This window comes from Humitalea sp. 24SJ18S-53, assembly GCF_050632385.1.
Classification (GTDB): Bacteria; Pseudomonadota; Alphaproteobacteria; order Acetobacterales; family Acetobacteraceae; genus Humitalea.
On record NZ_CP192599.1, the window covers coordinates 4,399,943 to 4,425,405 of the forward strand.

The 25,463-nt window shown below is 71.4% G+C and carries 23 protein-coding genes; 15 read left to right on the top strand and 8 right to left on the bottom strand.

Translation table 11 applies throughout. From position 1 onward, the window contains the following. Window positions 1-15 precede the first annotated feature (15 nt). The 8 genes from ACQW02_RS21140 (at window position 16) to ACQW02_RS21175 (ending at window position 7,926) form a co-directional block, all read left to right on the top strand. Window positions 16-1,008 carry a Bug family tripartite tricarboxylate transporter substrate binding protein gene (locus ACQW02_RS21140; protein WP_431281881.1) on the top strand — a complete coding sequence of 331 codons (993 nt, stop codon included), beginning with the start codon at window positions 16-18 and terminating at the stop codon, window positions 1,006-1,008. Window positions 1,009-1,144: 136 nt separating this feature from the next. Further along, on the top strand, window positions 1,145-2,131 hold the full coding sequence (locus ACQW02_RS21145) for a Bug family tripartite tricarboxylate transporter substrate binding protein (RefSeq protein ID WP_431281882.1): 987 nt from the start codon (window positions 1,145-1,147) through the stop codon (window positions 2,129-2,131). Continuing rightward, window positions 2,131-3,360 (top strand): flavin monoamine oxidase family protein, encoded by a 1,230-nt coding sequence (locus ACQW02_RS21150; protein ID WP_431281883.1) that lies wholly within the window; start codon window positions 2,131-2,133, stop codon window positions 3,358-3,360. The genes ACQW02_RS21145 and ACQW02_RS21150 overlap by 1 nt, the downstream gene beginning before the upstream one ends. Before the next feature lie 146 nt (window positions 3,361-3,506). Further along, the gene (locus tag ACQW02_RS21155; RefSeq protein ID WP_431281884.1) at window positions 3,507-4,631 is read left to right on the top strand and encodes an ABC transporter permease; all 1,125 of its coding nucleotides are present in this window, start codon (window positions 3,507-3,509) and stop codon (window positions 4,629-4,631) included. Window positions 4,632-4,780: 149 nt separating this feature from the next. Next, the gene (locus ACQW02_RS21160; protein WP_431285952.1) at window positions 4,781-5,497 is read left to right on the top strand and encodes an ABC transporter ATP-binding protein; all 717 of its coding nucleotides are present in this window, start codon (window positions 4,781-4,783) and stop codon (window positions 5,495-5,497) included. Further along, window positions 5,498-6,541, top strand: a complete 1,044-nt coding sequence (locus tag ACQW02_RS21165; protein WP_431281885.1) for an MlaD family protein — start codon at window positions 5,498-5,500, stop codon at window positions 6,539-6,541. It begins immediately after the preceding gene. After that, window positions 6,538-7,194 carry a hypothetical protein gene (locus tag ACQW02_RS21170; RefSeq protein ID WP_431281886.1) on the top strand — a complete coding sequence of 219 codons (657 nt, stop codon included), beginning with the start codon at window positions 6,538-6,540 and terminating at the stop codon, window positions 7,192-7,194. Before ACQW02_RS21165 ends, ACQW02_RS21170 begins: the two co-directional genes overlap by 4 nt. Window positions 7,195-7,341: 147 nt before the next feature. After that, complete coding sequence (locus ACQW02_RS21175; RefSeq protein WP_431281887.1) at window positions 7,342-7,926, top strand: hypothetical protein; 585 nt, start codon at window positions 7,342-7,344, stop codon at window positions 7,924-7,926. On the opposite strand, the gene ACQW02_RS21180 is transcribed toward ACQW02_RS21175, so the two are convergent. The 5 genes from ACQW02_RS21180 to ACQW02_RS21200 all read right to left on the bottom strand — a co-directional run bounded on the left by ACQW02_RS21180 (window position 7,927) and on the right by ACQW02_RS21200 (window position 14,063). Beyond that, a complete protein-coding gene (locus tag ACQW02_RS21180; protein WP_431281888.1) occupies window positions 7,927-8,547 on the bottom strand; it encodes an FMN-binding negative transcriptional regulator in 621 nt (206 codons plus the stop codon). A gap of 9 nt (window positions 8,548-8,556) precedes the next feature. Further along, window positions 8,557-10,089, bottom strand: a complete 1,533-nt coding sequence (gene murJ / locus ACQW02_RS21185) for a murein biosynthesis integral membrane protein MurJ (protein ID WP_431281889.1) — start codon at window positions 10,087-10,089, stop codon at window positions 8,557-8,559. 283 nt (window positions 10,090-10,372) lie between these two features. Then, window positions 10,373-11,995 carry a heparinase II/III family protein gene (locus ACQW02_RS21190; protein ID WP_431281890.1) on the bottom strand — a complete coding sequence of 541 codons (1,623 nt, stop codon included), beginning with the start codon at window positions 11,993-11,995 and terminating at the stop codon, window positions 10,373-10,375. Continuing rightward, window positions 11,995-12,675 carry a ribulose-phosphate 3-epimerase gene (gene rpe / locus ACQW02_RS21195; protein WP_431281891.1) on the bottom strand — a complete coding sequence of 227 codons (681 nt, stop codon included), beginning with the start codon at window positions 12,673-12,675 and terminating at the stop codon, window positions 11,995-11,997. The genes ACQW02_RS21190 and rpe overlap by 1 nt, the downstream gene beginning before the upstream one ends. Window positions 12,676-12,722: 47 nt before the next feature. Further along, entirely contained in the window at window positions 12,723-14,063 is a 1,341-nt protein-coding gene (locus ACQW02_RS21200) for an RsmB/NOP family class I SAM-dependent RNA methyltransferase (protein ID WP_431281892.1), read from the bottom strand. Window positions 14,064-14,112: 49 nt separating this feature from the next. Between ACQW02_RS21200 and ACQW02_RS21205 the strand changes: the two genes are divergently transcribed. Both ACQW02_RS21205 and ACQW02_RS21210 read left to right on the top strand, forming a co-directional pair. Continuing rightward, complete coding sequence (locus ACQW02_RS21205) at window positions 14,113-15,813, top strand: ArnT family glycosyltransferase (RefSeq protein WP_431281893.1); 1,701 nt, start codon at window positions 14,113-14,115, stop codon at window positions 15,811-15,813. Window positions 15,814-15,851: 38 nt separating this feature from the next. Next, window positions 15,852-16,691, top strand: coding sequence for a DUF4743 domain-containing protein (locus ACQW02_RS21210; protein ID WP_431281894.1), 840 nt, complete (start codon window positions 15,852-15,854; stop codon window positions 16,689-16,691). 5 nt (window positions 16,692-16,696) lie between these two features. Here the strand turns inward: ACQW02_RS21210 and ACQW02_RS21215 are convergent, their stop codons facing one another. Together ACQW02_RS21215 and ACQW02_RS21220 are read right to left on the bottom strand one after the other, a co-directional pair. Further along, window positions 16,697-17,446, bottom strand: a complete 750-nt coding sequence (locus ACQW02_RS21215) for a hypothetical protein (RefSeq protein ID WP_431281895.1) — start codon at window positions 17,444-17,446, stop codon at window positions 16,697-16,699. Between the two features lie 70 nt (window positions 17,447-17,516). Next, the gene (locus tag ACQW02_RS21220) at window positions 17,517-18,401 is read right to left on the bottom strand and encodes a LysR family transcriptional regulator (RefSeq protein ID WP_431281896.1); all 885 of its coding nucleotides are present in this window, start codon (window positions 18,399-18,401) and stop codon (window positions 17,517-17,519) included. A gap of 98 nt (window positions 18,402-18,499) precedes the next feature. Here ACQW02_RS21220 and ACQW02_RS21225 point away from each other — a divergent pair, with 98 nt between their 5' ends. The 5 genes from ACQW02_RS21225 (at window position 18,500) to ACQW02_RS21245 (ending at window position 23,775) form a co-directional block, all read left to right on the top strand. Continuing rightward, entirely contained in the window at window positions 18,500-19,663 is a 1,164-nt protein-coding gene (locus ACQW02_RS21225) for a mandelate racemase/muconate lactonizing enzyme family protein (RefSeq protein WP_431281897.1), read from the top strand. A gap of 45 nt (window positions 19,664-19,708) precedes the next feature. Then, on the top strand, window positions 19,709-21,514 hold the full coding sequence (mutL, locus tag ACQW02_RS21230) for a DNA mismatch repair endonuclease MutL (RefSeq protein WP_431281898.1): 1,806 nt from the start codon (window positions 19,709-19,711) through the stop codon (window positions 21,512-21,514). A 75-nt stretch (window positions 21,515-21,589) separates the two neighbouring features. Continuing rightward, on the top strand, window positions 21,590-22,288 hold the full coding sequence (locus tag ACQW02_RS21235) for a lipid-binding SYLF domain-containing protein (protein ID WP_431281899.1): 699 nt from the start codon (window positions 21,590-21,592) through the stop codon (window positions 22,286-22,288). Window positions 22,289-22,369: 81 nt separating this feature from the next. Beyond that, window positions 22,370-23,209: a DUF2092 domain-containing protein gene (locus ACQW02_RS21240; RefSeq protein WP_431281900.1), complete on the top strand. Its 840-nt coding sequence runs from the start codon at window positions 22,370-22,372 to the stop codon at window positions 23,207-23,209. Further along, window positions 23,206-23,775 (top strand): hypothetical protein, encoded by a 570-nt coding sequence (locus ACQW02_RS21245; protein WP_431281901.1) that lies wholly within the window; start codon window positions 23,206-23,208, stop codon window positions 23,773-23,775. Before ACQW02_RS21240 ends, ACQW02_RS21245 begins: the two co-directional genes overlap by 4 nt. A 16-nt stretch (window positions 23,776-23,791) precedes the next feature. Here the strand turns inward: ACQW02_RS21245 and pgi are convergent, their stop codons facing one another. Further along, window positions 23,792-25,453 (bottom strand): glucose-6-phosphate isomerase, encoded by a 1,662-nt coding sequence (gene pgi, locus ACQW02_RS21250; protein ID WP_431281902.1) that lies wholly within the window; start codon window positions 25,451-25,453, stop codon window positions 23,792-23,794. Between the last annotated feature and the right edge of the window lie 10 nt (window positions 25,454-25,463).

The following is a 25,463-nucleotide window of genomic DNA, read 5'->3' on the forward strand; positions in this document are numbered from 1 at the left end:
CCGGAGAACATGATCATGACGACGACCCGCAGAACCCTGCTCGCCGCCGCGCCGTTGCTGGCGGCCCCGGCGTTCGCGCGCGCGCAAACCGCCTTCCCCAGCCGGTCCTTGCGGATCGTGGTGCCCTTCGCGCCGGGCGGGGCGGTGGACATCACCGGCCGGTTGCTGGCGGAAAAGCTGCAACCGATCCTGGGGCAGTCGCTGGTCGTGGACAATCGCGGCGGTGCGGGTGGCAACCTCGGCGCCGATGTGGTCGCCAAGGGCGACAAGGATGGCCACACGCTGCTGCTCTCCACCGCCTCGATCATGGCGGCGAACCCGTTCCTGTATCGGCGGTCGATGCCGTTCAACCCGTCGCGTGACCTGGCGCCTGTGACGCGCGTCTCCACCGGCACGGTGCTCTGCGTGGTCAACAGCGATCGCCCCTATCGCACCTTCGCCGAGATGATCGCCTTTGCCCGCGCCAACCCGGGCAAGATCTCGATGGGCAGCAGCGGGACGGGCACGGTCAGCCACCTGACCATCAGCGCGGTCAGCAAGTTCGCCGGCGTGGACATCACCCATGTGCCCTATCGTGGCGGCGGCCCCGCCATCACCGACCTGGTCAGCGGCACCATCGACATGATGTTCGACGTGATGCCGGCACTGATGCCGCATGTGCGCGAGGGCCGCTTCCGCCCGCTGGCCGTCGGCAGCGCCGAACGCGTGACCTATGTGCCGGGGCTGGAGGATGTGCCGGGGATGCGCGAGGCCCTGCCGGGCAGCAACATCGACATGCAGTCCTGGTACGCCATCAATGTGGCGGCCGGCACGCCGGAGGATCGCATCGCCATCCTGCACCGCGCCATCGTGCAGGTCGTGCGATCGGATGAGTTCAAGGCGCGGCTGCAGCCCCTGGGGTTCGAGCCGATCACCGATGCGACCCCGGCCGCCTTCGGCGCCTACCTGACCAGCCAGTTGTCGACGTGGGAAAAGCTGGTCGCGGATTCGGGCGCGACTCTGGACTGATCCGCCTGCGGCGTGGGGACTGATCCGCCCGCGGCGCGGCGACTGATCCGCCCGCGGCGCGGCGACTGATCCGCCCGCGGCTTGCGAAACATCCCCCGGGGGCGTCACCCTGACAGGCCGCCCCCGGGAGATCGCCATGCGTCGCCGCCCCCTGCTCCTCGCCGCCCTGGCCGCACCCGCGGTCGCCCGCGCCCAGCCCATCGCCGGCGGGCGGCCGATCCGGCTGGTGGTGCCCTTCCCGCCCGGTGGGGCGGTGGACATCCTGGGCCGGCTGATCGCCGAACGCCTGCAAACCGTGATCGGCCAGTCGGTGGTGGTGGAAAACCGCGGCGGCGCCGGTGGGCTGCTGGGCGCCGACGTGGTCGCCAAGGGCCCGGCCGATGGCAGCATCCTGGGCCTGATCAGCGTCACCACCCTGGCCGCCGCATCCTATATGTCGCGCAACATGCCGTTTGATCCGCAGAAGGATTTGACGCCCGTCACCCAGGTCACCACGGGCGGGTTGTTGTGCGTGGTGAACGCCGAAACCGCGACGCGGCGCCGCTGGACCGATTTTCGCAGCGTGATCCTGTGGGGCCGGGCGAACCCGGAGGGCATAAGAATGGGCTCCTCCGGCACCGGCACCACCAGCCACCTGAATATCGAGGCAGTGAACCAGGCGACCGGCGCACGTATCCTGCACGTGCCCTATCGCGGCGGCGGGCCGGCCATCAACGATCTGCTGTCGGGCACCATCGACATGATGTTCGACGTGTCGCCCGCACTGATGCCGCATGTGGAGAGCGGCAAGTTCAAGGCCATGGCGGTCTCCACCGCGCAACGCCTGGGCTTCGCGCCGGACATCCCCGGCTATGCCGAATTCGCCGATATCGGGCTGGGCGAGATGGATGTCGTCACTTGGAACGCGCTGATGACCGCCGCCCATACCCCGGCCCCGGTCGTCGAGCGCCTGTTCGGCGCGATCCGCCAGGTCGCGGTGATGCCCGATTTCATCGAGCGGCTGCGGCCGCTTGGGTATGACGTGGTGACCTCCGCGACGCCGGCGGCGCTTGGGGCGCTGATCGCGGCCGAACAGGCGCCCTGGCGGCGGCTGGTGGAAATCAGCGGCGCCCGGCTGGATTGATGCCCGATGCCGATGTGCTGGTCATCGGTGCCGGGGCCGCCGGCATCGCCGCCGCGCGCGCCCTGGTCGCCGCCGGGCGTTCGGTGCTGGTGCTGGAGGCGCGGGACCGCGTCGGCGGCCGGGCCTGGACGATCGACACGCCGGAAGGCGCCTTCGATGCCGGTGCCTCCTGGCTGCACAGCGGCCGCACCAACCCGCTGACGCCGCTGGCGCGCGGGCTGGGTGTGACCTTGGCCGATCATGATGCCTTGGGCGATGAGATCACCTTTGTCGGCCCCCGCCGCGCCAGCCCGGCCGAGGTCGCCGCCCGCGACGCCGCGCAGGCCGGATTTTACGCCCATGTCAAAGCCGCCGGCCCCGGCCCGCGCGGCGTGCCCATACCCACCGGCCCCTGGGGGCCCACCATCGCGGCCTGGGCGGGCGATCTGATCTCCGCCGCCCCGCTGGCAGCGATAGATCTGCATGATTTCACCGCCAATGCGCTGGACCCGCCGAACCTGCTGCCCGAGGGCGGGTTCGGCCATCTGGTCGCGCGCCTGGGCGGCGGCTTGCCGATCCGCCTGTCCTGCCCGGTCACCGCGCTGGACTGGTCCGGCCCCGGCGTGGTGGCGCAGACCGCCGCCGGGCCGGTCACCGCCAAACACGCGATCGTGACGCTGCCGACCCCGCTGCTGCTGGATTTCGCGTTTTCGCCGCCGCTTCCCGTGCCGCAGCAGGCGGCGGCCGAGGCGCTGCCGCTCGGCCTGCTGACCAAGGTGCTGCTGCCGGCAGCCGGGGCCGACCGGCTGGACGTGGTGCCGTTTTCCGTCGTGGACCGGCAGATCGCGCCGGGCGAGACGCTGGTCACCTTCCTGCTCTGGCCCTTTGGCCAGCCGCATGCGCTCGGCTTTGTCGGCGGGCCTGTGGCCTGGGCGCTGGCGGACCAGCCGCCCTCGGCCACGATCGCGTTGATGCGGGCCGAGATCGCCGCGCGCTTTGGCGCGCGTGGCGAATCGGCCTTCGACTGGGGGCGCGCCATAGTCACCGATTGGGGCCGCGATCCCTGGTCGCGTGGCGCCTATAGCCACGCCCGCCCCGGCCAGGCCGCGGCGCGGGGTGTGCTGGGCACGCCGCTGGATGCGGCCCGTCGGGTCATCCTGGCGGGCGAGGCCTGCCACCCGACGCTGGCCGGCACTGTCGGCGGCGCCTGGGAAAGCGGTTTGCGGGCCGCCGCCATGATCACCGGATAGCGACACATCGCCAGGGCGCGGCATCTGGCGCGGCGCCCCCGAACACTTGGCTTGGCGCGCCTGGACACTTGGCGCGGCGCGCCGCGACGGGCACAAGGACGACCACGCCGCGCCGCAACATGTTCGCGCCGCGGGGACAGGAGAGCATGGCCGCCGAAGCCCCCACCAGCGCCAGCCCTGCGCCGCCCTCGCTGACGCGCGACGGCGACCGGTTGATCTTTGCGGGCACGCTGGATTCCCAGGCCGCCGCGGCCCTGTGGCGCCCGGCGAGCGAGGCGCGGGCCGAAGCGACCGGGGCGATCACGCTCGATCTCAAGGCGGTGGACTCGCTCGACACCAATGGCGCGACCTTGCTGCTGCATGCGGCGGGCAGCGAGGCGGCGCCGAAGGTCGAGGGCGCCTCGGCCCCCGTCGCGGCGGTATTGGCCCGCGCGGTGACCGCGGCGGCGGCCCCCGCGCCGCAGGCGGGGCCGCGTCCGCTGTCGCTGCTGTCCAGCGTCGGGGCCGGGTTCTTCGATTTCCTGGGCGGCCTGCAGGAAAAAATCGCCTTTGTCGGCGAAACGGCGGTCGCGGGTGCCTCCTATGTCGTGCGGCCGCGCGGGGTGCGGCTGGGCGATGTGCTGCGGCACCTGGATGAGGCCGGCACCCGCGCCTTTCCGCTGACCATCCTGCTGGGCACCTTGCTGGGGGTCATCCTGGCGTTCCAGTCCTCGATCCCGATGCGGCAGTTCGGGGCCGAGATCTTCATCCCGCAACTGGTCGGCATTTCGCTGATGCGCGAACTGGGGCCGCTGATGGCGGCGATCATCCTGTCCGGGCGCACCGGTTCGGCCTATGCCGCCGAACTCGGCACCATGACGGTAAATGAGGAAGTGGACGCGCTGCGGATCATGGGGATCGACCCCATGCGCATGCTGGTGCTGCCGCGGTTGTTCGCCGGCACGATCGTGATGCCGGCGCTGGCGCTGTTGCTGACCCTGACGGGGCTGATCGGCATGGGGCTGGTGATGCTGGGCCTGGGCTTCCCCTTCGTCGCCACCATCAACCAGTTGGAACAGACGCTGCACCTGGGGGACATGGTCGGCGGGCTGTGCAAGGCGGCCGCCTTCGGCTTCGCGATCTCGTTGATCGGCTGCCGGGCCGGGCTTTCGGCCGGGCGCGGGCCGCGGGCGGTGGGCGATGCGGCGACCGGGGCGGTGGTTGGCGGCATCGTCTCCACGATCATCCTCGACGGCATTTTCGCTGTCGTGTTCTTCAGGATGGGCTGGTGACCGACGCGCCGGACCCGACCGAGGACCGCGGCAAGCGCGAGGCTGAGGACCGCGCGAAGCGCGAGGCGCAAACCCCCACAAAGCGTGAGGGCGACGACCGCCCGAAGCGCCAGCCCGGCCCGCCCGTGGTCACGGTCAAGGACCTGGCCATGGCCTTCGGCCGTCGCACCTTGTTCAAGGATGTGTCCTTCGAGGTGAAGAAGGGCGAGGTCTTCGTCATCCTCGGCGGCTCCGGCTGCGGCAAGTCCACCCTGCTGAAACTGCTGATCGGCCTGTTCCCGCCCACCGCGGGGTCCATCGACATCCTGGGCACCGACATGCTGGGCGCCGATGGGGACGCGCGTGAAGCGTTGCTGACGCGGCTGGGGGTGATGTGGCAATCGGGCGCCCTGTTCGGCTCCATGACCCTGCTGGAGAACGTGATGCTGCCGATGGAGGCGCATACGAGCATGCCGGAGGAGGCCCGCGAGGAAGCCGCCCGCATCAAGCTCGGCATGGTCGGGCTGTCGGATGCGGCCAATCGCCTGCCGGCCGAGATTTCCGGCGGCATGGCCAAGCGTGCCGGGATCGCGCGCGCGATGGCGCTGGACCCGCCGCTGCTGTTCCTGGACGAACCTTCCGCCGGGCTGGATCCCATCACCTCGGCCGGGCTGGACAAGCTGATCCAGGAATTGGCGCGTGACCTTGGCACCACCTTTGTCGTTGTCACCCATGAATTGCAGTCGATCCTGGCGATCGGGGATCGCTGCATCATGCTGGACAAGGATGCCCAGGGCATGATCGCGACCGGCGACCCGCGCATATTGCGCGACACAGCGACGCACCCCACCGTGCGCGCGTTTTTCCGGCGGGAGGCCGTTGATTAGATGGCCGTGAACCGCAGACTTTATGCCCGCGTGGGCGCGCTGATCCTGGTTGCGGGGGTGCTGGGCATCGGCTTCCTGCTGTTCCTGACCTCCGGCCGGTTCTCGGCCAATACCGCCCTGTTCGAGACCTATCTGCGCGAATCGGTGACCGGGCTGGATGTCGGGTCGCCGGTGCGGTTCCGCGGCGTGCAGGTCGGGCGCGTCACCCAGTTGCGGCTGGCCGGCAGCCTCTATCCGCGCCCCGAGAACCGCCCGAGGAGCGAAGCCGACGATGCGGCCTATCGGCGCGTCGTCGTGCGGTTCGCGATCGACCCGGCGGCGCTTGGCAGCAACGCACCGACCATCGAACAGGCCGTGGCGGCCGGATTGCGCGTGAAGCTGGCCAGCACGGGCATCACCGGGGTGATGTATATCGAGGCCGATTTCGTCGATCCGGCGCGTTTTCCTGTCGAACCGACGCCCTGGATACCGCAGTTCACCGTGATCCCGTCGATGCCATCGACCATCGCGCAAGTGACCTCGGCCGCCGAGGCGATCCTGACCCGCATCGAGGCAGCCCCCCTCGACCGCATCCTGCAGGACAGCGCGGCGCTGGTGAACGATTTCCGCGCGATGATCACCACGGGCGACATCGCCGTGGTGCTGCGTGAGGCCTCGACGACGCTGGTCGGCATCCGGGAGGCCATCGAGAAGGCCGACCTGCCGGGGGCGGTGGCGGAAATGCGCGGCCTGGCCGCCGATACCCGCGCGCTGGTGGCGGGGCCGGAGGTGCGCGGCGCGGTGCAGAACAGCGCCGCCGCGGCGGCCGAATTGCGCGCGGCGATGGCGCGCCTGCCGGCCGCGATCGCCCAGGTCGAACAGGCGGTGCGGACCATCCGGGTCGCGACCAGCGATACCTCGGCCGACCTGGCGCCGCTGCTGCGCGACCTGCGCGGTACGGCCCAGAACCTGCGCGACACCACGGAGACGATCCGCCGCACGCCGTCCCAGGGGCTCTGGGGCAGCCCGCCGCCGCCACCCACCAACCGCGAGCGCACCCGATGACCGGACCCTTTGTGACCCGCCGCGCCGGCCTTTTGGCGCTGCCCTTGCTGGCTGGGTGTTCCGTGCTGGACCGCCCCTATGTCGAAACGCTGCGCTATCCGTTGCAGCCCGCGCGGCCGGCCGCCATGCCGGTCGCGATGCCGGCATCGGCCGTGCGCGGCGGGCGCCCGCGCCGCCCGACTTTGATGATCCGCGGCTTGCGCGCCGCCCCGGGGCTGGACGCGCGGGGCCTGCGCGTGATCCGCGCCGATGGCACCGAACGGCTGGATCCCTATGCCGAATGGGTTGGGCCGCCGAATGAACTGGTGGAGGAGCAGTTGCGCCGCTGGCTCGCGGCCAGCGGTCTGTTCGGCGGCATCGTCGCCCAGGGCACCCGCGCCCGCACCGACCTGGTGCTGGAGGGCGAGGTGACGGCGCTGGAGGCCGATCTGCGCGACGGCCAATCCCGTGCCGGCATCGCCGTGCTGCTGCTGGCCGGCGACGATGGCGGGGGTGGACGGGTGGTGGGGCAATGGGCCGTGATCGGGCGGGCGCCGCTGCCGGCCTCCACCAACCCCGACGGGCCGCCGCCTGGCGCCATCGCCGCGTCGGGCACCGAGGCCCTGGCTGGGGCGCTGACCGCGCTGGAAGACGCGTTGCGGGCGCACGCCTGATCCGGCCGTCCCGCGCCATGGTCGCTTCCTTGGCGCTTCGTGAACAAAAACCCGCCGCCGGACCGAAGGCGTTAACCTTTCACCCATCTGCGCGTCGCTAGTCTCAAATCATGAGATGACGCCGCATGCGGTGGGAGACGCGCCACGATGACCAGCCGAGCGACCGCCGATGCCTGGGACGACGTCTGGAACAGGTTCGACGCGCGCCCGGTGGCGCCGGTCGCGGCCCGCCCGCGGCGCCGCGCCTGGCTCGGCCTGCTGGCCCTGCCGCTGGCCTGGTTCGCGGGTCCGGTGCTGATCGCCGGCGACATCCTGCGCGGGCCGGACAGCGCGGCACTGACCGACCGCGTGGATTGGGCGGCGGCCATCCCGGCCCTGGCGGTTTCGTTCCGCGATTCTGCCGGCCGCGACCATGGTCCCGGGGCGAGCCGCTTCCTCGATGGGCTCGCGCAGGACATGGCGGCGGCCTGGCAACGGCCGGAGGCGCGGTCGATCGTGCTGGCCGATCGGGGCAGCCCCCGGCTGGAAGGCGCCAGGCTTGAAGATATCGGCCGGCTGACGCTGGGCCTGGGGCGGGGCGGCGACGATGCCCCGTCGCTGCGGGTGACGATGTCGATGACCGCCCCCTTGCGGCTCGGCTGGGCGGTCACGGGTTTGCGGTTCAGCGATGCGGCCGCACCGGTGGGCAGCGTGGCGCAGGCGCCGCTGCGGCCCCGGATGATCGCCTTCTGATCAGCCCCGCATCGCCTGGGCGACCGCCTGGTCGCGCGGGTCCGCGCTATCGGCCAGCCCCGCCGCCACGCCGTCACGATCCGGCGCGGCGCGGTTCTGCGACAGCTTCTTCTTGCCGATCAGCGCCGTGATGGTCAGCCGCAGCCCGACGATGCCCTTGAGCTGCCCAGCCACGAAGGGCTTGGGCGCATCATCCACCGCCCAGGGTTTTTGCCGGGGGGATTCATGCAGGTCGGTCAGGCGGGAGACGACGGCGTGCAGACGGTCGGCGTCGTCATAGACCTCGACATCGCAATGGGCGTGGACGGCGACGTAATTCCAGGTCGGGACCACGCGTCCATGCTCGGCCTTTGAGGGATAAAGCGAGGGCGAAACATAGGCGTCCGGCCCGCTGAACACCGCCAGCGCCCGCCCCGCCGCCGCCAGCGCCTGCCATTGCGGATTGGCGCGCGCCAGATGGCCGTGCAGAACCTTGTCGGCGCGGTCCAGGATCAGCGGCAGATGGGACGCCGCGGGAATGCCATCGGCGCCGTTGCAGACCAGCAGGGCCAGGCGCGCCTGGGTGATCAGGCTGGCGAGTTCGTCAGCGTCATCAATGCGGAAGGCGGGCGGATTGTACATGGCGGCCGATTATCGCCGGCGCAGCATCGCGCGCAACTCGGACAGCCGCAGCGCGCCAAATACCGACACGGACAGGATATAGGCGACGCCGCCAGCCAGGCAGAGCAGCGCCAGCACCGCCAGCCGCAGCCCAGGCTCGGCCGGCCACAACAGGGCGCGGCCGGCGGCCAGCACCAGCCCCATCACCGCCACCGCCGCCAGCATGCGCGGCACGCGATGCCGCAGCCGGGCGTCGAAGACCAATTGCCGCCGCCGCATCAGCACCACCGCCAGCAGCCCCGCATTCACCGCCGCCGCGATCGCCGTGGACAGCGCGATCCCGACATGCGCGAGGAAGGGCGACAGCGACAGGTTCAGCGCCAGGTTCAGCGCCACCGCGACCAGCCCGATTTTTACGGGCGCGGAGGTATCGCCACGGGCGAAGAACCCCGGCGCAAAGACCTTCACCAGCACGAAGAAGGGCATGCCAAACGCATAGGCGACCAGGGCGGCGGAGGTGGCGGAGGCGGCATCGGCCGAGAAGGCGCCGCGCTGGAACAGCGCCATGATGATCGGCTCGGCCAACAAGGCCAGCGCCACGGCGGAGGGCAGGGTCAGCAGCAGCGACAATTCCAGCGCACGGTTCTGGCTGCGATGCGCCGCCAGCGGCTGGCCCATCCGCAACTGCCGGGCCAACAATGGCAGTAAGGCCGTGCCCATCGCCGCGCCGATGACGCCCAGCGGCAATTGCGCGACCCGGTCGGCATAATACAGGAACGACACCGCCCCCGCCGGCAGGGTGGAGGCGATGATCACGTCGATCGCCAGGTTCAACTGCGTCACCCCGGCGCCAAAGATGCCCGGCCCCATTCGCCGCAGCACGGCGCGCACCGCGGGCGTCAGGCGCGGTATGCCGACCAGCCCGATCGCCATGCCGGCGTCGCGCGCCGCCCACCAGACCAGCCCCAGTTGCACGATGCCCGACAGCATCACGCCCCAGGCCAGCGCATGGCCTGGCGTCGCGACGAAAGGCGTCAGCCCGATCAAGGTCGCCATGCTCATCAGGTTGAACAGCACCGGGGCCGCCGCCGCCGCGCCAAAGCGGTTCAACCCGTTCAACACGCCCGACACCAGCGCCGCCAGGCAGATGAACAGCAGATAGGGGAAGGTGATCCGCGTCATCTCCACGGTCAGCCCGTAGCGCAGCGGTTCGTCGGCAAAGCCCGGCGCCAGCACAAAAATCAACTGCGGCATCAGGATCCAGCCGACGACCACGATCAGCGACAGCCACAAGGTCATCAGCGCGGCCAAATGGTTCGCCAGCGCCAAGGCGGCCAGCCTGCCCTCGGCCGCCAGCGTTCCGGCGAAGGCGGGAATGAAGGCCGCATTGAACGCGCCCTCGCCAAACAAGCGGCGGAACAGGTTGGGCAGCTTCAGCGCGACGAAAAAAGCATCGGCAACCGGCCCGGCACCCAGCCGCGACGCGATCAGCACATCACGCGCGAAACCGAGGATACGACTGGCCATGGTCCAGCCGCCGACCGTGAGGACATTACGCAGCATCGGCGACTAGCGGGGTGCTGGAACAGGGGAGGTTGCGCCGTGGAAGGGGCGTCGCCCCCTCCACACCACCCCCACCAGGGGCCGCCGCCCCTGGACCGGCGGAATATTGGTAAAATAAAGAGAGGGGCATGGTCCGCCTTCGATCAAAGGCACGCCAATGGATGCCCCTCTCTTTATTTTACCAAATCGCGTGGGTTCCAAGGGGCCACAGCCCCTTGGTGGGGAGAGTTTGAGAGGGGCCACGCCCCTCTCAAAGCGCAACCTGCCAAGTTTCAGCACTTTGCTAGGTCGCCGCCGGGTCTGGTCCTGCCAGGCTGATGCGGCTGATGGCCCATTGGACGGTTTGTTCGCCGTCGTCGGCGTAGAGGGCCACTTGCACCGTGCGGCGTGGTTCGGCAGCCAGGTAGATGCTTTCTTCCACGGCGACGCGGGCGCCCTTGACGCGGATGCGCCAGCCGGCGCCGGAGGGCAGGCGCAGCATCACCGCCTGCTCATCCTGCTGCGCGGTCGCGGATACGCCGGGGTGCAGGTGGAAGCGGACGGTGAAGGGCATCGGCTTTTCGGCTTCGAGCACGTCTTCGCCGCGCAGGTCGTCGCCGCTTTCCGACAGGTAGATGCGGCGGCGATGGACGGCGCCGAAGGGCTTGCGATAGCCGTCATGGGCGATTTCCAGCCATTGGGCGCCGCCGGTTTCCTGGCGCTCGGCCTCCACCGCTTCCGGGCGGCGGCCGAGGCCGGTGTCCTGCAGTTCCGATGAATTGGTATCGGCGACGATCAGCGTGGAATGGGCGGCGGTGGCGCGCAGCGCGTCGCGCCAGCCGGCATCGGCGGCCGGGGCGGCGCCGCAATTGACGATCACCCGGTCGCGCCCGACCGACATTTCGAAGGAGAGCGTGCCGGCGTGATGGAAGCGGTCGGCGCCGCGTGGCAGCAGCCCCGTGCCGGCGCGGCCCGGTGGCGGCGGGCCGGCATCGACGATGACCAGGGTCCGCTGCGCCTGCATGCGCTGGAAGCCGCCATCGGGCAGTGCCAGGGGCGACCGCCCGCGTGCCTGGGCCTGGGTCAGGGTCAGGTCCAGCAGGCTGGCCGCTTCTTCCCGCGTGCCGTTGAACCCGGCCAGGCCGCCATCGCCATGGCGGAACAGGCGCAGCGCGGGGGCGGCGCGGTCGAGCGTCATGGCCAAGTGCGGCGGGCTTTCGACGCCGGCGCCGTGCAGCAGGTTGCGGATTTCGACCAGATCCTGAAGGGCGAGCAGGTGTTGCGCCGGGCTGCGTTCCACATGGCAGCCGTCGGGCAGGAACTGGCGTTCCAATTCCTGGGTCAGGAAGCGCAGGCAGCGCGAAAGGGCGGCTTCATCATCCAGGGCCACCGCGCCGGCCATGGCGCCCTTCAGCGCCGCGAGCGCGCCGCGATGCGCGGCCTCGGCCGGCAGGCCGGCGACCAGGGTGCGGACATCCTGCGCCATGCGCTGCATCACGCCGCGACGCAGGCTGTCCTCGGCCGTGGCGAAGAAGAAATCCCAATGGCCGAGCCAGGCGGAAATCCGCGCGCCCGCCACTTCCGGCACCGCGGCCAGGGGGTCGGCGCCCCAGCGGCCCAGGAAGGCCGCCGTCAGCCCGCGCCCGCGCAGCCGCGCCGCATCGGTGCCGAGCGCCCGCAGGTCGCGCGCCCAGCCGAAGGCGTGGGCGGCGGCGCGCCAGGGCAGGCTGCCCTGGTCCCAGCCGGTTTCCTCGGTCAGGGCGCGGGCGCTGCCCAGGAATTCGAATTCGCCCTGCAACAGCCGGTTGCCGCGCGCGGCATCGCCGGGCCAGAGGTCGCGGAAGGCGCGGGCGGGGGCATCCGGCGCCCGGACGGGCTTGAGCCCGGCGAGCATCTGGCGGGCGCCGCGGAGGAAATTCTCGACCATCAGGCGGCCTTCCCATTGGCGACCTGGCCGCCACGCAGCCCACGGATCGCTGCCGCATAGTCGTCGGTGCCAAAGACCGCGGTGCCCGCGACCAAGGTATCGGCCCCGGCGGCGATGCAGCGCGGCGCGGTCACGGACGTGACCCCGCCGTCGATCTCCAGCGCGATGTCGCGGCCGGTCGCGTCGATCATCGCCCGCAGTGCTGCGATCTTCGGCAATTGGCTGTCGAGGAAGCTCTGGCCGCCAAAGCCCGGGTTGACCGTCATCACCAGGATCAGGTCCAGCAGGTCCATCACGGGCGCGACGACGCCCGCCGGGGTGCCGGGGTTCAGCACCACGCCGGCTTGCAGCCCCAGGGCGCGGATGGTCTGCAAGGATCGGTGCAGATGCGGCCCGGCTTCGGCATGGACGGAGATCACCTGCGCCCCGGCATCGGCGAAGGCCGCGAGGTAGGGGTCCACCGGGGCGATCATCAGGTGCACGTCGAAGGGGATCGTCGTGTGCTTGCGCAAAGCCTTAACGATCGCGGGCCCATAGGAGATGTTGGGCACGAAATGCCCATCCATGATGTCGAGGTGCAGCCAGTCGGCGCCGGCGGCGGTCACAGCGCGAACTTCCTCGCCCGCCCTGGCGAAATCGGCGGCGAGGAGGCTGGGGGCGATGCGGATATTGCGTGTCACGGTGCGACCCTAGCCTTGACAGGCCCGGGACGCCAACCGCTGCCGCGTCACCGCTTCACGAAACGCGCGGCGAAGAAGCCATCCATGCCGCCCTGTTCGGCCCACATGTCGGGCCGGGTGCGCAGATTGCCGCCCCCGGTGATGGCGTCTTCCAGCCAGGGCATCTCCTCCTCCCGAATCGGGTCGGGCAGCAGGCCGGCGGCGTCGGCAGCGCGCAGGTGGGCTTCGCCTTCCTCGGGCTGCAGGGAGCAGGTGGCGAAGACCAGGCGCCCGCCCGGGCGTAGCATCTCGGCGGCGGCGGCGATCAGGCGGGATTGCAGGGCGGCCAGGGTCGCCACATCGGTCGGGCGCTTGAGGCGCGCGACATCGGGGTGGCGGCGGATGGTGCCGGTGGCGGAACAGGGCGCGTCCAGCAGCACGGCGTCCAGCAGCGCGGGCGGGCGCCACAACAGCGCGTCGGCCGCGATGATTTCGGCCTCCAGCCCCAGCCGGGCGAGATTGTCGGACAGGCGGGCGATTCGCCTGGCGTCCTTTTCCACCGCCGTCACGGTCGCGCCGGCGGCGGCGAGTTGGGCCGTCTTGCCGCCGGGGGCGGCGCAGAGGTCGGCGATTCGTTCGCCTTTTTTCGCCCGCAGCAGCATCGCGGGCAAGGTTGCGGCCACATCCTGCGCCCAAAACCCCTCGGGGCCGGGCAAATCGGCAAAACGGGTGCCGGCGGGCATGCGGGCGGTGCCATTGGGCAGCAGGATGGCGCCCTCGGGCGGGGCGACGCCGGGCAGCAGCGACAGGTCCAGCGGGGCCGGGATGCGGTGGGCCGCGGCGATGGCGCGCACCCCGGCGGCGCCGAACGCGCCGTGCCAGGCGGTCCAGAGCCAGACGGGGGTGTCGATGCGGTCGGCGTCGATACCCTCCAGCGCGCCCTGCCCGGCTTCGGCGACGCGGCGGAGGACGGCGTTCAGCAGCCCGGCAAAAGGCTTGGGCACCAGGTCGACGGCCGAGGCGACGGCGGCATGGGGCGGCGTGCCCAGGAACAGCAGTTCGGCGGCGCCGATGCGCAGGGCCTCACGCACCTCCGGCGGCGGTTCGCGCTTCAGATAGGGTTCCAGGATCGCGTCCAGGGTGCCCAGGCTGCGCAGCACGCTGGCGGCGATGCGGTGGGCGGCGGCGCGGTCGCGCGGTTCATGCGTCGGCAGCGCATCCAGCGCGTCTTCCAGCGACCTCCGGTGTTCCAACACGGCCTGCAACAGCGACAGCGCGGCGACGCGGGCTGGGCTGGCCTTGGGGTTCGGGGGCGCGGGCGTGCGGGGGCCAGAGGTGCGATGCCGGCCAGGGCGGGCTTCGGGGGGCAGGGGCACGCCTTTCGGGCGGCGGGGTGGGCGGTCTTGCATCGGCTTCCTATGTCCCGCCCTGGCCCCCCATGCTAGTGCCGCGTGGCCCATGCCCCCTGCCCTGTCCATCTTCCTCGATCGTTTGCCCGAAACGCGCCGCCCGCGACTGGTGCTGGTGCTGCTGTGCCTGGCGCTGTGGCTGCCGGGTTTCTTCACCATCCCGGCCAGCGACCGGGACGAGGCGCGTTTCGCCCAGGCCAGCCGCCAGATGGTGGAGAGCGGCGACTGGGTCCGCATCCGGGTCGGTGACGAAGACCGCAACAAGAAGCCCGTCGGCATCCATTGGGCGCAGGCGAGCGTGGTGACGGCGCTGGAGGCCGTGGGCCTCGGCACCCGCGCCGATATCTGGGCCTATCGCATCCCGGGCGTGCTGGGCGCGCTGGCGGCGGTGCTGGCGACCTTCCATTGGGGCCGCGCGCTGGTCGGGCGCAGGGCGGCGTTCCTGGGGGCGGCGCTGCTGGCCAGCACGATGGTGCTGGTGGTGGAAACCCATATCGCCAAGACCGATGCGGCGCTGCTGGGCACCGTCGCCGCGGCCATGGGGCTGTTTGGCCGGGCGTATCTGTCGCCGGGCACGTTCCGCACCGGGCAGGCGGTGGGGTTCTGGCTGATCCTGGGGGTTTCCATCCTGCTCAAGGGTCCGATCGGGCCGATGGTGGCGCTGTTTGCCGGGGTTACGCTCGCCATCGTCGACCGCCGCGCCGGCGGCGGCTGGCTGCATGCGCCCTGGCTGCGGGCGCTGCGGCCGGGGTGGGGCATCCCGCTTATGCTGGCCGTCGCCGCGCCCTGGTTCATCGCCATCGGCATCGCGACCGAAGGCCGCTTCTTCGCCCAGGCGATCGGCGAGGACATGCTGAACAAGGTCGGATCGGGCGAGGAAGCCCATTGGGGCCCGCCCGGGTTCTACGTCATGACCTTTGGCATCGCGGCCTTTCCGGCGGCCTTCCTGGTGTTGCTGGCGCTGCCGGCCGCTTGGGCCGACCGGCTGCGGCCCGGCACCCGCTTCCTGCTGGCCTGGGCCGCCCCGACCTGGCTGTTGTTCGAGGCGGTGGCGACCAAGCTGCCGCACTACACCATGCCGGTCTGGCCGGCGCTGATGCTGCTGGCGGGGGCCTGGGCGATGGATCCTCTGCGGCGGCCCGCGCCGCGCTGGGTGGCCTGGATCGCCGCCCTGGCGCTGGTCGGCACCGCGATCGGGCTGGCCGTGGCCGGCCCGGCGTTGATCTGGTTCGCCGACGGGCGGTTGATCTGGACGGCGGCGATGGCCGTGGCCGGGCTGGCGGCGGCGGCCCTGCTGGTCTGGGCCAGCACCGGAGCCTGGCGGGCTGGCGCCTATGGCCGGGCCGGGTTGGCGGCGGTGCTGCTGGTGGTGCCGCTGTATTGGGTCGTGCTGGCCGGGGTGTTGCCGCGGCTGGAGGCACCCTGGCTGGCGCCCCGCGTCGCCACGGTGATGCAGCGGGTCGCCCCGGGGCTACCGTCAGAAAAATTTGGCGTGGTCGGCCATCACGAGCCGTCGCTGATCTTCGCCATGGGGTCCGGCACGCGGCTGCTGCGCGACGGCGCGGCGGCGGCCGAATTCCTGGGCGGTGCGCCAGGGCGCGTGGTCGCGGTGAACGACCGCCAGGAAACCGCCTTTCGCGCCGAGGCGGTGCGGCTGGGGCTGGAGGTCACCGTGCTGGGTGAGGTGTCGGGCCTGAACTACGTGCGCGGCCGGTGGCTGACCTTGATGCTGTACCGGCGCGCGGGCTGACGGTTGACGCCGCCGGCCGACCCATCCCAGACGAACGCATGACCAGCCTTCATCGCCACCTTGCCGCCTGCAACAACACCGACCTGCCCGGCGGGCGCGTGCCGCTGTCGATCGACGGGGCGTTGGTCGGCTGGGTCAGCCCCGCCGCCGCCGAGGATCTGCGCCGCGACACGGCGGGTTTCGCCACCGACGGCGCGGGCCTGGCGCTGGTGCCAGGCGATGCCGCCGCCCGCAGCGCCGCGCTGGCCGCCGCCGCGCAGCGCCTGGCGCACGCCGGGCTGCTGCGGATCAGGGGCGAGGCCTTCGACGTGCGCGCCACCCCCGAAGCCCCGGCGCTGGCGGTGCTGGATCGCGGCGCGATCCCGGTGTTTGGCGTGGCGGCGCAGGGGGTGCACCTGAACGGGTTGGTCCGCCGCGCCGATGGGCTGCACATCTGGGTCGGCGTGCGTGCGGCCGACAAGGCGGTGGCGCCGGGCAAGCTGGACAACCTGGTGGCCGGCGGGCTGAGCGCCGGGCTGACCCCGATGGAATGCCTGGTCAAGGAAGCCGGCGAGGAAGCGGCGATCCCGCCCGACCTGGCGGCGCGCGCCCGGCCGGCGGGGCGGCTTGGCTATGTGATGTCGGCGCGCGAGGGCCTGCGGCGCGACGTGCTGCATGTCTTCGACCTGGACCTGCCGGAGGATTTCGTCCCCGTGCCGGATGGCGATGAGGTCGCGCGCTTCGAGCTTTGGCCCGCCGCGCGGCTGCTGGAGGCGGTGCGCTGCACCGAGGATGTGAAGTTCAACGTCGCCCTGGTGCTGATCGACCTGTTTTTGCGGCACGGGTTTTTGGGCGACCCGGATGGTGGCCTAAGGGCGGGGTTGGACCGCTTCCGGTAGCGACGTCAGTCGCGGCGCCGCGCGGACGCGTAGGTTCGCAACGCCAGTTCCCCTGCCCGGCTGTGGCGGAACCGGGTGATGAGCGCCCCGAGCGGCGCCGGCAGCGTATCGAGCGGCGGTAGCCGGACCGGATGCTCCGGCGGCAACAGCACGGGGCTGGCGAGAACGGCGAAGAGGAGATCGTCGATCCCGGGCTGATCCCCGCCCAGGAAGCGTGCATCGGCCAGCCTGGCCTCGACCTGCGCGAAGGCGTCCCCGATGCTGGCGACATCCGCATCGGGCGCATGGCTCGCCAGGTTCAGCCCCTTGGCCATCACCCAGCGCCAGGCCGGGTAGGCAAGCTGGATGGCGACCCGATGCGGCACGGGCACGCCCGCGGTCGCGAGGGGCTTCAGCAAATCCGGCCGGGGCAGCATGTGGCGATAGAAGCTGCGGACCGCGGGGCCGAACAGGCTCGCCACCATCTGACCAACGAACTCGGCATCGAAGCCTGGCACCACGACCGCATGGGCCGCGGCGATCGGGCCGGTGATGCGGTCGAAGGCGGCGCGCAGCCCGCCCGAGGCCTCGCCATTCCAGGTGAGCAGCGGCAACTCGACGGGCACCTTCTCGCGCCGGGACCGGATCGCGCTGAGGCCCGCGGCCGCCGTCTCGAAGCGATAGGGGATGGCAAGGCGGTCCAGCAGCCAGCGGCTGAGTTCGACCGGGGGCGCGAGTGGCGGCCCGTAGAGAAGAATCGCCGCATCGGCCCGCATCACCGTTCCCCCGCCACCCGACGGTAGAGAAGCGGCTTTCCGGGGGCGAAGGAATGGCTGGCGGGTTTCGTCAGGGCGCGGCTTGTGCGGACACGGCGTTCCAGCAGGCCTCGGCGGCGTTCGACAGCCGGCGCAGGGGGCGGAACAGCCGGATCTCGACCTCGATCGAAAACGCCCCGCCGCCGGCATCGACCAGGCGCCCGGCGGCCAGGTCCTCGGCGACCATGGTCCGCGGCAACCAGGCGATGCCCTGGCCCTGTCGCGCCATGGATTGCAGGGTGGCCGCGAGGGGGGCGGTAAAGACCGTCTCCAGCGAGGGGGCCTCGGCGAAGGAGGCCTGGGTTGCCGTGAGGATGCGCCCGAGGCCCGAGACCTCGCTATAGGCCAGCAGGCTCACCGGGGCCTCCGGCGTCCCGGGCAGGTGCTGCGCATACGGGGCGGTGACGGGAACCAGGCAGTCGGTGCCGACCACCCGGCTGGTGAAGGAGGCCGATACGAGGCGCGTCGGCACGTCGCGGCGGGCATGGCAAAGCAGGAAATCGGCATCGCCCGCGAGCAGGATCTTCTCGCAGGCGGCCATGGTGTCGGAAATCAGGTTCAGCGTGCCCAGGGGCGACAGCGCCCGGATCCAGCTTGGGAAGAAGGTGAAGGACAGGGCGTGGGTCACGGCGATGGACAGCGCCGCCCCGTCGCGCCCCGCGGCCTTCAACGCGCCGCGTCGCATCCGGTGCAGGTCCCGGGTCAGGTCGGCGGCCTGTTCGCGCAGGTAGTCGCCGGCGGCGTTCAGCGCCACGCCTTGCGGGCGGCGCAGGACGAGGGGCGTGCCGACCCAGGCTTCCAGCGCCTGGATGCGCCGGCTGAAGGCGGGCTGGGTGATGTTGCGCGCCTCGGCGGCACGCGAGAAGTTCCGGTGTTCCGCCAGGGCCAGGAAATCCTCAAGCCAGGCGAGTTCCATGGTCGATGCCGATCCTGCATGACGATTCCGAAACTTGGCATTGGAAAGGCGTCCAGGACAATCGTACCTGCACCCAGCAACCGAAAAGGGCATGCCAAATGCGCATCGTGGACGTCCGTGAAATCACCCAGCCGATCGCCTCGCCGATCCGCAACGCCTACATCGACTTCAGCAAGATGACGACGAGCCTGGTCGCCGTGATCACCGATGTGGTGCGCGATGGCCGCCCGGTCGTCGGCTACGGCTTCAACTCCAATGGCCGCTACGGCCAGGGCGGGCTGATCCGCGAGCGGTTTCGCACGCGCCTGCTGGAGGCCAAGCCCGAAAGCCTGCTGGACGACACGCGGGACAATATCGACCCGGCGAAGGCCTGGGCCGCGATGATGGTGAACGAGAAGCCCGGCGGGCATGGCGAACGCTCGGTCGCCGTCGGCACGCTGGACATGGCGATCTGGGACGCGGTGGCGAAGATCGAGGGCAAGCCGCTGTTTCGCATGTTGGCGGAACGCCACGCGCGCGAAGCGAACCCGCGCGTCTTCGTCTATGCCGCCGGAGGGTATTACTACCCGGGCAAGGACAATACGGCGCTGCGGGGCGAAATGCGCAGCTACCTCGACCGTGGCTACAACGTGGTGAAGATGAAGATCGGCGGCGACAGCATCGCCGAGGATGCCAGGCGGATCGAGGCGGTGCTGGCCGAGATCGGGTCGCAGGCCCAGCTCGCCGTGGATGCCAATGGGCGCTTCGACCTGGAGACGGGCATCGCCTATGCCAAGATGCTGCGCGACTTCCCGCTGTTCTGGTACGAGGAAGTGGGCGATCCGCTGGACTATGCGCTGCAGGCCGCGTTGTCGGAATTCTATCCCGGCCCGATGGCGACAGGGGAGAACCTGTTCTCCCACCAGGATGCGCGCAACCTGCTGCGTTATGGCGGCATGCGGCCGGATCGCGATTGGCTGCAATTCGACTGCGCGCTGTCCTATGGGCTGGTCGAATATTTGCGCACCCTGGATGTGCTGAAGCAGTTCGGCTGGTCGCCGTCGCGCTGCATCCCGCATGGCGGGCACCAGATGTCGCTGATGATCGCGGCGGGGCTGGGGCTGGGCGGGAATGAAAGCTACCCGGATCTGTTCCAGCCCTATGGCGGCTTCCCGGATGGGGTGCGGGTGGAGAACGGCCATGTCGTCATGCCGGAACTGCCGGGCATCGGCTTCGAGGGGAAGTCGGATCTGATCAAGGTGATGCGGGACCTGTCGGCCTAAGCGGTCCCGCACGACGCGGTCACGCGGCCGGTGTATCCTGGCCGCGTGTCCCAGACCGAATCGACCCCCGGGCGCATCCGCCTGCTGCCCAGCGCCACCGCCGACCGGATCGCCGCCGGCGAGGTGGTGGAGCGACCGGCCGCCGCGGTGAAGGAATTGGTCGAGAACGCGCTGGACGCCGGCGCCCGCCGCGTCTCGGTCGTGCTGGAAGGCGGCGGCAGCGCCCGCATCATGGTCGAGGATGACGGCACCGGCATGGCGCCGGATGACTTGGCCATGGCCGTGGAACGGCACGCGACCTCCAAACTGCCCGAGGAAGCGATGCTGTTCCGCATCGCCACCCTGGGTTTTCGGGGGGAGGCACTGCCGTCGATCGGCGCCGTCGCGCGCCTGTCCATCGTGTCGCGCACGGCTGGCGGCGCGGCGCATCGCATCACGGTGGAAGGCGGCGCCAAGGGCGCCGTCGCCCCGGCCGCCGGCGCCCCCGGCACGCGGGTCGAGGTGCGGGACCTGTTCTACGCCACCCCCGCGCGGCGCAAATTCCTGCGCCAGCCATCGACCGAGGCGGCGGCGGCGGTCGAGGCGGTGCGCCGCCTGGCCCTGGCCTGGCCCGGCGTCGGCTTCCGGGCGGAGGTCGAGGGGCGCGAGGTCCTGGCCCTGCCGCCACAGGACCGCGACGCGCGGATCGCCGCCCTGCTCGGCCCGGAGTTCGCCGCCCAGGCGGTGCCGGTGCTGGCCGAGGCGGAGGGGATGACCCTGACCGGCCTGGCCGCCTTGCCGATCCATACCCGCGCGACGACCGGCGGCCAGCACCTGGTGGTGAACGACCGGCCGGTGCAGGACCCGATGCTGCGGGCGGCGCTGCGCGTGGCCTATCGCGACCTGATCGAAAAGGGCCGCCACCCGGCGGCGGCGCTGTTCCTGGCCATCGATCCCGAGGCGGTCGATGTGAACGTGCATCCGGGCAAGGCCGAATTGCGCTTCCGCGAGGGCGAGCGGGTGCGTGGCATGGTGATCGGGGCGCTGCGCCGGGCCTTGGGGGTCGGTGCCGGCACCGCGGGGGGGTGGTCGGCCGGCACGCCGGGGGGTTGGCGCCCAAGCCCGCCGCGCGCGGAGGCGCCGTGGCAGGCCGCGACACCGAATGCGTGGCAGGCGCCCGGCTTCGCCGAGGCCCCCACCCAGATCGCCCCGGCGCAAACCGCCCTGCCGCTGGCGTTTTCCCGCGCCGCGCCCCCGGCCATCGCCGAGGATGCGCCGGACGGCCCGCTCGGCCGCCCCCTGGCGCAATTGCTGGAAACCTATGTCCTGGCCGAGGCCCCGGACGGCGCCCTGGTCCTGGTGGACCAGCACGCGGCCCACGAACGCCTGACGCATGAAGCCCTGCGCGCGCAGTTGATCGAGGGCGGGGTCCGCGCCCAGCCGCTGTTGCTGCCCGCCGTGGTGGATTTGCCGCGCGCCGAGGCCGCCGCCCTGCTGGCCGCCGCCCCGGCCCTGGCCCGCCTGGGGCTGGAATTGGAAGGCTTTGGCGGCGGTGCCGTGCTGGTCCGCGCCCTGCCGGCGCTGCTGGGCACCGCCGACCCCGGCCCATTGCTGCGCGACCTGGCGGAGGAAGTCGCCGATTGGGCCAGCGGCGATGATCTGCCGGCGCTGGAAAGCCGGCTGGATGCCGCCGTCGCCCGCCTGGCCTGCCACGGCAGCATCCGCGCCGGCCGGCGGCTGAACGCGGCGGAAATGTCCGCCCTGCTGCGCCAGATGGAGGCGACGCCGCGTGCCGCGACCTGCAGCCACGGCCGGCCGACGGTGCTGCGGCTGGACCAGGCGGCGTTGGAGCGGATGTTTGGCCGGCGCTGACGTCAGGTAAAACTGGCGCCCCGAGTCGCGATAGTTTAGATTCGATGAAAGGCAACGGCTTGCCGGGGAAGTCTCATGCGCCGCCGCATCAAAATCACCGCCCTTTTCCTCGCCGCCTGCGGGTTGTTCGCGGCACCACGGCTGGCCCAGGCCCAGGCCGACCAGCAGGCGCTGATCGACAACGCCACCCGCACGATCGATGAACTCTCCACCCTGGGCGACAATACCGCCGACTTCACCAATGTGCTGCGCCGGGCGCGGGCGGCGGTGATCTGCCCCAGCGTGATCCGGGCCGGCTTCATCTTCGCGGGCCAGGGCGGCGCCTGCGTGCTGGTGGCGCGCGATGGCAGCGGGTCCTGGTCGTCGCCGGCCTTCTACGGCCTGGGGTCGGGGTCCTTCGGCGCGCAGGCGGGCGTGCAGGAAGCCCAGATCGCCATGCTGATCATGAGCCAGCGCGGGCTGGACGCGGTGCTGAACAGCCAGTTCACCATCGGCGCGGATGCGGCCATCGCCATCGCCAACATGGGCAGCGGCATCGGCGGCGCGACCACCGCCGCGGTGGGTGCGGATATCGTGGCCTTCGCGCGGTCGCGCGGCTTGTTCGCGGGCATCGCGCTGGAAGGCAGCCTGCTGTCCACCCGGCCCGCCGCCAATCGCGCCTATTACGGCCGCGACGTGGCTGCGCGGCAGGTCGTGATCGATATGGCGGCGCATAACCCCGGCGCCGATCCACTGCGCGTGGTGCTGATGCGCCACGGCCCCCCGAACAGTTGAGACGCCCCCCCGGGAGACAAGGTTAACGCGATCGGTCTAGGCTTCGCACCTGACCACGCGATAAACGCCCCCGGAGGGACGATGCCGGCCCCAAGCCCCCACGCCCATCAGACGCCATCCCCGCGACGCGCCAAGTTGGGGGGGCCTGCCTGGGTCCTGGCGGCGATGCTGCTCGGCGCCTGCGCCACGCAACCGGCGCCGCCGCCGCCCGTCGCGGTCGCCCCGGCGCCGCCGCTCGACCCCGCCATCGTCAATGCGATCCGCGCCATGGGCGCCACCCTGTCGGCGGCACCGGCCCTGACCGTGCGCATGACATCGCTGCGTGAGGCCCCGCTGCCGGAAGGCCAGATGGTCCTGCTGGGCGCCACCACCGTCGCCGCCGTGCAACGCCCCAACCGGCTGAATGCGATCAGCGGCAGCGACCTGGGCAGTATCGCCGTCTGGTTCGATGGCACGACGCTGTCGGTGCTGGCGCCGGTCGCCAATACCTATTCCAGCACGCCGCTGGCGGGTTCGATCGAACAGATGCTGACGGCGCTGGACGATCGCTACGGCATCGACCTGCCGCTGCGCCCTCTGCTGGCCAATGACCCGGCCGAAATCCTGCTGCCGGTCGGGACCTCCGGCCGGTTGCTCGGGCGCACCATCGTCGGCGGCGTCGCCTGCGACCACTATGCGCTGCGCAACACCGCGGCGGATTGGGAGATCTGGATCGCCACCGGCCCCCGCCCCGTCCCCTGCCGCGTGTCGGTCGTCGCGCGCGGCGTGCCCGACGCGCCGCGCCTGATCCTGGAATTCGAGGCCTGGAACCTCCAGCCCCGCCTGGGTGCCCGCGACTTCGCCTTCACCCCGCCGCGCGGTGCGGTGCGCGTGCCCTTGCTGGAGCGGGGCCAGCGCCCGCCGATGGAGTCTGCCCAATGAGCCGCGTCATCCTCGGCGCCGCCGCCCTGGCGGCCGCGCTGCTGGCCACGACCGCACCGGCCGAGGCCTGGTATGCCGCGCATGAAGGGGGTGGCGGCGTCTACCACGCCCCCGGCGGTGGCACCTGGGCCGGGCATTCGGGCAGTTGGGCCGTCGGCGGGCGCCCGCCCGTGAACACCTACCACGGCAATGTGAACGTCTATCCGGGCTACTACCACGCCGCGCCGAACTACGGCGCCGCCGTCGCGGCCGGGGCCACGGCCGGGTTGGTCGGCGGGTTGACGGCGGGCGCGGTCGAGGCCGCGACACGCCCGGCCGCGCCGGTCTATTACGGCGCGCCGCCGGTGGTGCCGGTGTACCCGACCCCGGCCTATGCCTATCCGGCGCCGGCCTTTGCGCCCCAGGGCACGCCGCTGACCATCGGCACGCAATTGCCGGCCCTGCCGGGGGGCTGCACGACGCAGCCGGTCGGGCCGACGACCTACTACCGCTGCGGTTCGGCCTGGTTGCAGGGCTATATGCGGGGCAATAGCGTGATGTATGCGGTGGTGCCGCCGCCGGGTTGATGCCTGCGGGGCGCGGTCAGCCCGACCACGCCCCCCGGATCTCGGCGATCAAGCCCGCCGTCGATCCGTCATGTCCCCCCGCCTTCGCGCCCGTCGTCACCTCCGGCAGGAGTTGGCTGGCCAGCACCTTGCCCAGTTCGACGCCATACTGGTCGAAGGCATTCACGCCCCAGAGCGCGCCCAGGTAGAACACCTTGTACTCGTAGAGCGCGATCATCATCCCCAAGGTATAGGGGTTCAGCCGATCGAGCAGGATGGCGACACTCGGCCGGTCGCCGGGGAACACCCGATGCGGCGCCAGGCGCGCGACTTCGGCCGCATCCAGGCCGGCTGCGACCATCTCGGCCCGCACCTGGTCCAGGTCGCGGCCGACCAGCAGGGCTTCGGCCTGGGCCAGGCCATTGGCCAGCAGCATGCGATGGCTGGCGGCGTCACCATGTTCGGGGGCGGCGACCAGGATGATGTCGGCCGGCACGGGCGTGGTGCCCTGGTGCAGCAACTGCATGAAGGAATGCTGCGCATTGGTGCCCGGTTCGCCGAAGACCACGGGGCCGGTGGCATAGGGCACCAGCACCCCGTCGCGGCCGACCCGCTTGCCCAGGCTTTCCATCTCGACCTGTTGCAGATGCGCGGGCAGCCGGCCAAGCCGGGCGTCGTAGGGCAGGACGGCGCGGGCGGGATAGCCGAGGGCATTGACGTGCCAGACCTCGACCAGTGCCAGCAGCAGCGGCAGGTTCTCGGCATCAGGTGCGGAGAGCGCGTGCTCATCCAAGGCCCGCGCCCCGTCCAGCATGCCGGTAAAGGCATCCCAGCCGCAGGTCAGCGCGATCGACAGCCCGATCGCCGACCATAGCGAAAATCGCCCGCCGACCCAGTCGCGGAACCCAAAAACCCGGGCCGGGACGATGCCGAAGGCGGCGGTCGCTGAAAGATTGGTGGAAAGGGCGGCGAAATGCGCCCCCACCCCGGCCTCGCCGACCGCGCCGGCGATCCATTCGCGCGCCTTGTTGGCGTTCTGCATGGTCTCGGCCGTGGTGAAGGTCTTTGACGCCACCAGCACCAGGGTCGTTTCGGGATCCAGGCGGTTCGTCGCGGCCAGCCAGGCGTGGCCATCGACATTGGCGATGAAGTACGGCCGCATCGGCGAGGCTTCGGTCCACAAGGCCCGCACGGCCATGAAGGGGCCGAGGTCGCTGCCGCCGATGCCGATGTTCAGCACATTGGTGAAGCGCTTGCCGGTCGCCCCGCGCAGGGTGCCGTCATGCACCGCGGCGCAGAAGGCGCGCATCGCGTCCAGCGTGTCGGCGACCTCGGCCGAGGCATCCTCGGCGCCGACGCGGAAGCCCGCGTCGCGCGGCGCGCGCAGTGCGATATGCAGGACGGCGCGGCCCTCGGTGCTGTTCACCGCCTCCCCCGCCGCCATGGCGCGGGCCTGGCCGGCGACATCGGTCGCTGCCGCCATGCCCAGCAAGGCCGCCATCGCCGCATCATCCAGCGAGGTTTTTGAACGATCGAGCAGCAGCGGCCCCACCCTGTTGCTCATCCGCGCGAAGCGACCGGGGTCGGCGGCGAACAGGGGGCGGATGGTGGCGCGGCCCGTGCCGTCCTCGCGCGCGGTGCGAGCGAAGGCGGCAAGGTCGGCGAGGCGCCTGGCGATCGCTGCGGTGGTGTCGGTCACGGACGTTCAG

What these genes read in the sequence shown, in the direction of transcription:
- ACQW02_RS21140 (WP_431281881.1), top strand. Translation starts at nt 16, where the DNA reads ATGACGACGACCCGCAGAACCCTGCTCGCCGCCGCGCCGTTGCTGGCG.
- ACQW02_RS21145 (WP_431281882.1), top strand. Translation starts at nt 1,145, where the DNA reads ATGCGTCGCCGCCCCCTGCTCCTCGCCGCCCTGGCCGCACCCGCGGTC.
- ACQW02_RS21150 (WP_431281883.1), top strand. Translation starts at nt 2,131, where the DNA reads ATGCCCGATGCCGATGTGCTGGTCATCGGTGCCGGGGCCGCCGGCATC.
- ACQW02_RS21155 (WP_431281884.1), top strand. Translation starts at nt 3,507, where the DNA reads ATGGCCGCCGAAGCCCCCACCAGCGCCAGCCCTGCGCCGCCCTCGCTG.
- ACQW02_RS21160 (WP_431285952.1), top strand. Translation starts at nt 4,781, where the DNA reads ATGGCCTTCGGCCGTCGCACCTTGTTCAAGGATGTGTCCTTCGAGGTG.
- ACQW02_RS21165 (WP_431281885.1), top strand. Translation starts at nt 5,498, where the DNA reads ATGGCCGTGAACCGCAGACTTTATGCCCGCGTGGGCGCGCTGATCCTG.
- ACQW02_RS21170 (WP_431281886.1), top strand. Translation starts at nt 6,538, where the DNA reads ATGACCGGACCCTTTGTGACCCGCCGCGCCGGCCTTTTGGCGCTGCCC.
- ACQW02_RS21175 (WP_431281887.1), top strand. Translation starts at nt 7,342, where the DNA reads ATGACCAGCCGAGCGACCGCCGATGCCTGGGACGACGTCTGGAACAGG.
- ACQW02_RS21180 (WP_431281888.1), bottom strand. Translation starts at nt 8,547, where the DNA reads ATGTACAATCCGCCCGCCTTCCGCATTGATGACGCTGACGAACTCGCC.
- murJ (WP_431281889.1), bottom strand. Translation starts at nt 10,089, where the DNA reads ATGCTGCGTAATGTCCTCACGGTCGGCGGCTGGACCATGGCCAGTCGT.
- ACQW02_RS21190 (WP_431281890.1), bottom strand. Translation starts at nt 11,995, where the DNA reads ATGGTCGAGAATTTCCTCCGCGGCGCCCGCCAGATGCTCGCCGGGCTC.
- ACQW02_RS21200 (WP_431281892.1), bottom strand. Translation starts at nt 14,063, where the DNA reads ATGCAAGACCGCCCACCCCGCCGCCCGAAAGGCGTGCCCCTGCCCCCC.
- ACQW02_RS21205 (WP_431281893.1), top strand. Translation starts at nt 14,113, where the DNA reads ATGCCCCCTGCCCTGTCCATCTTCCTCGATCGTTTGCCCGAAACGCGC.
- ACQW02_RS21210 (WP_431281894.1), top strand. Translation starts at nt 15,852, where the DNA reads ATGACCAGCCTTCATCGCCACCTTGCCGCCTGCAACAACACCGACCTG.
- ACQW02_RS21215 (WP_431281895.1), bottom strand. Translation starts at nt 17,446, where the DNA reads ATGCGGGCCGATGCGGCGATTCTTCTCTACGGGCCGCCACTCGCGCCC.
- ACQW02_RS21220 (WP_431281896.1), bottom strand. Translation starts at nt 18,401, where the DNA reads ATGGAACTCGCCTGGCTTGAGGATTTCCTGGCCCTGGCGGAACACCGG.
- ACQW02_RS21225 (WP_431281897.1), top strand. Translation starts at nt 18,500, where the DNA reads ATGCGCATCGTGGACGTCCGTGAAATCACCCAGCCGATCGCCTCGCCG.
- ACQW02_RS21235 (WP_431281899.1), top strand. Translation starts at nt 21,590, where the DNA reads ATGCGCCGCCGCATCAAAATCACCGCCCTTTTCCTCGCCGCCTGCGGG.
- ACQW02_RS21240 (WP_431281900.1), top strand. Translation starts at nt 22,370, where the DNA reads ATGCCGGCCCCAAGCCCCCACGCCCATCAGACGCCATCCCCGCGACGC.
- ACQW02_RS21245 (WP_431281901.1), top strand. Translation starts at nt 23,206, where the DNA reads ATGAGCCGCGTCATCCTCGGCGCCGCCGCCCTGGCGGCCGCGCTGCTG.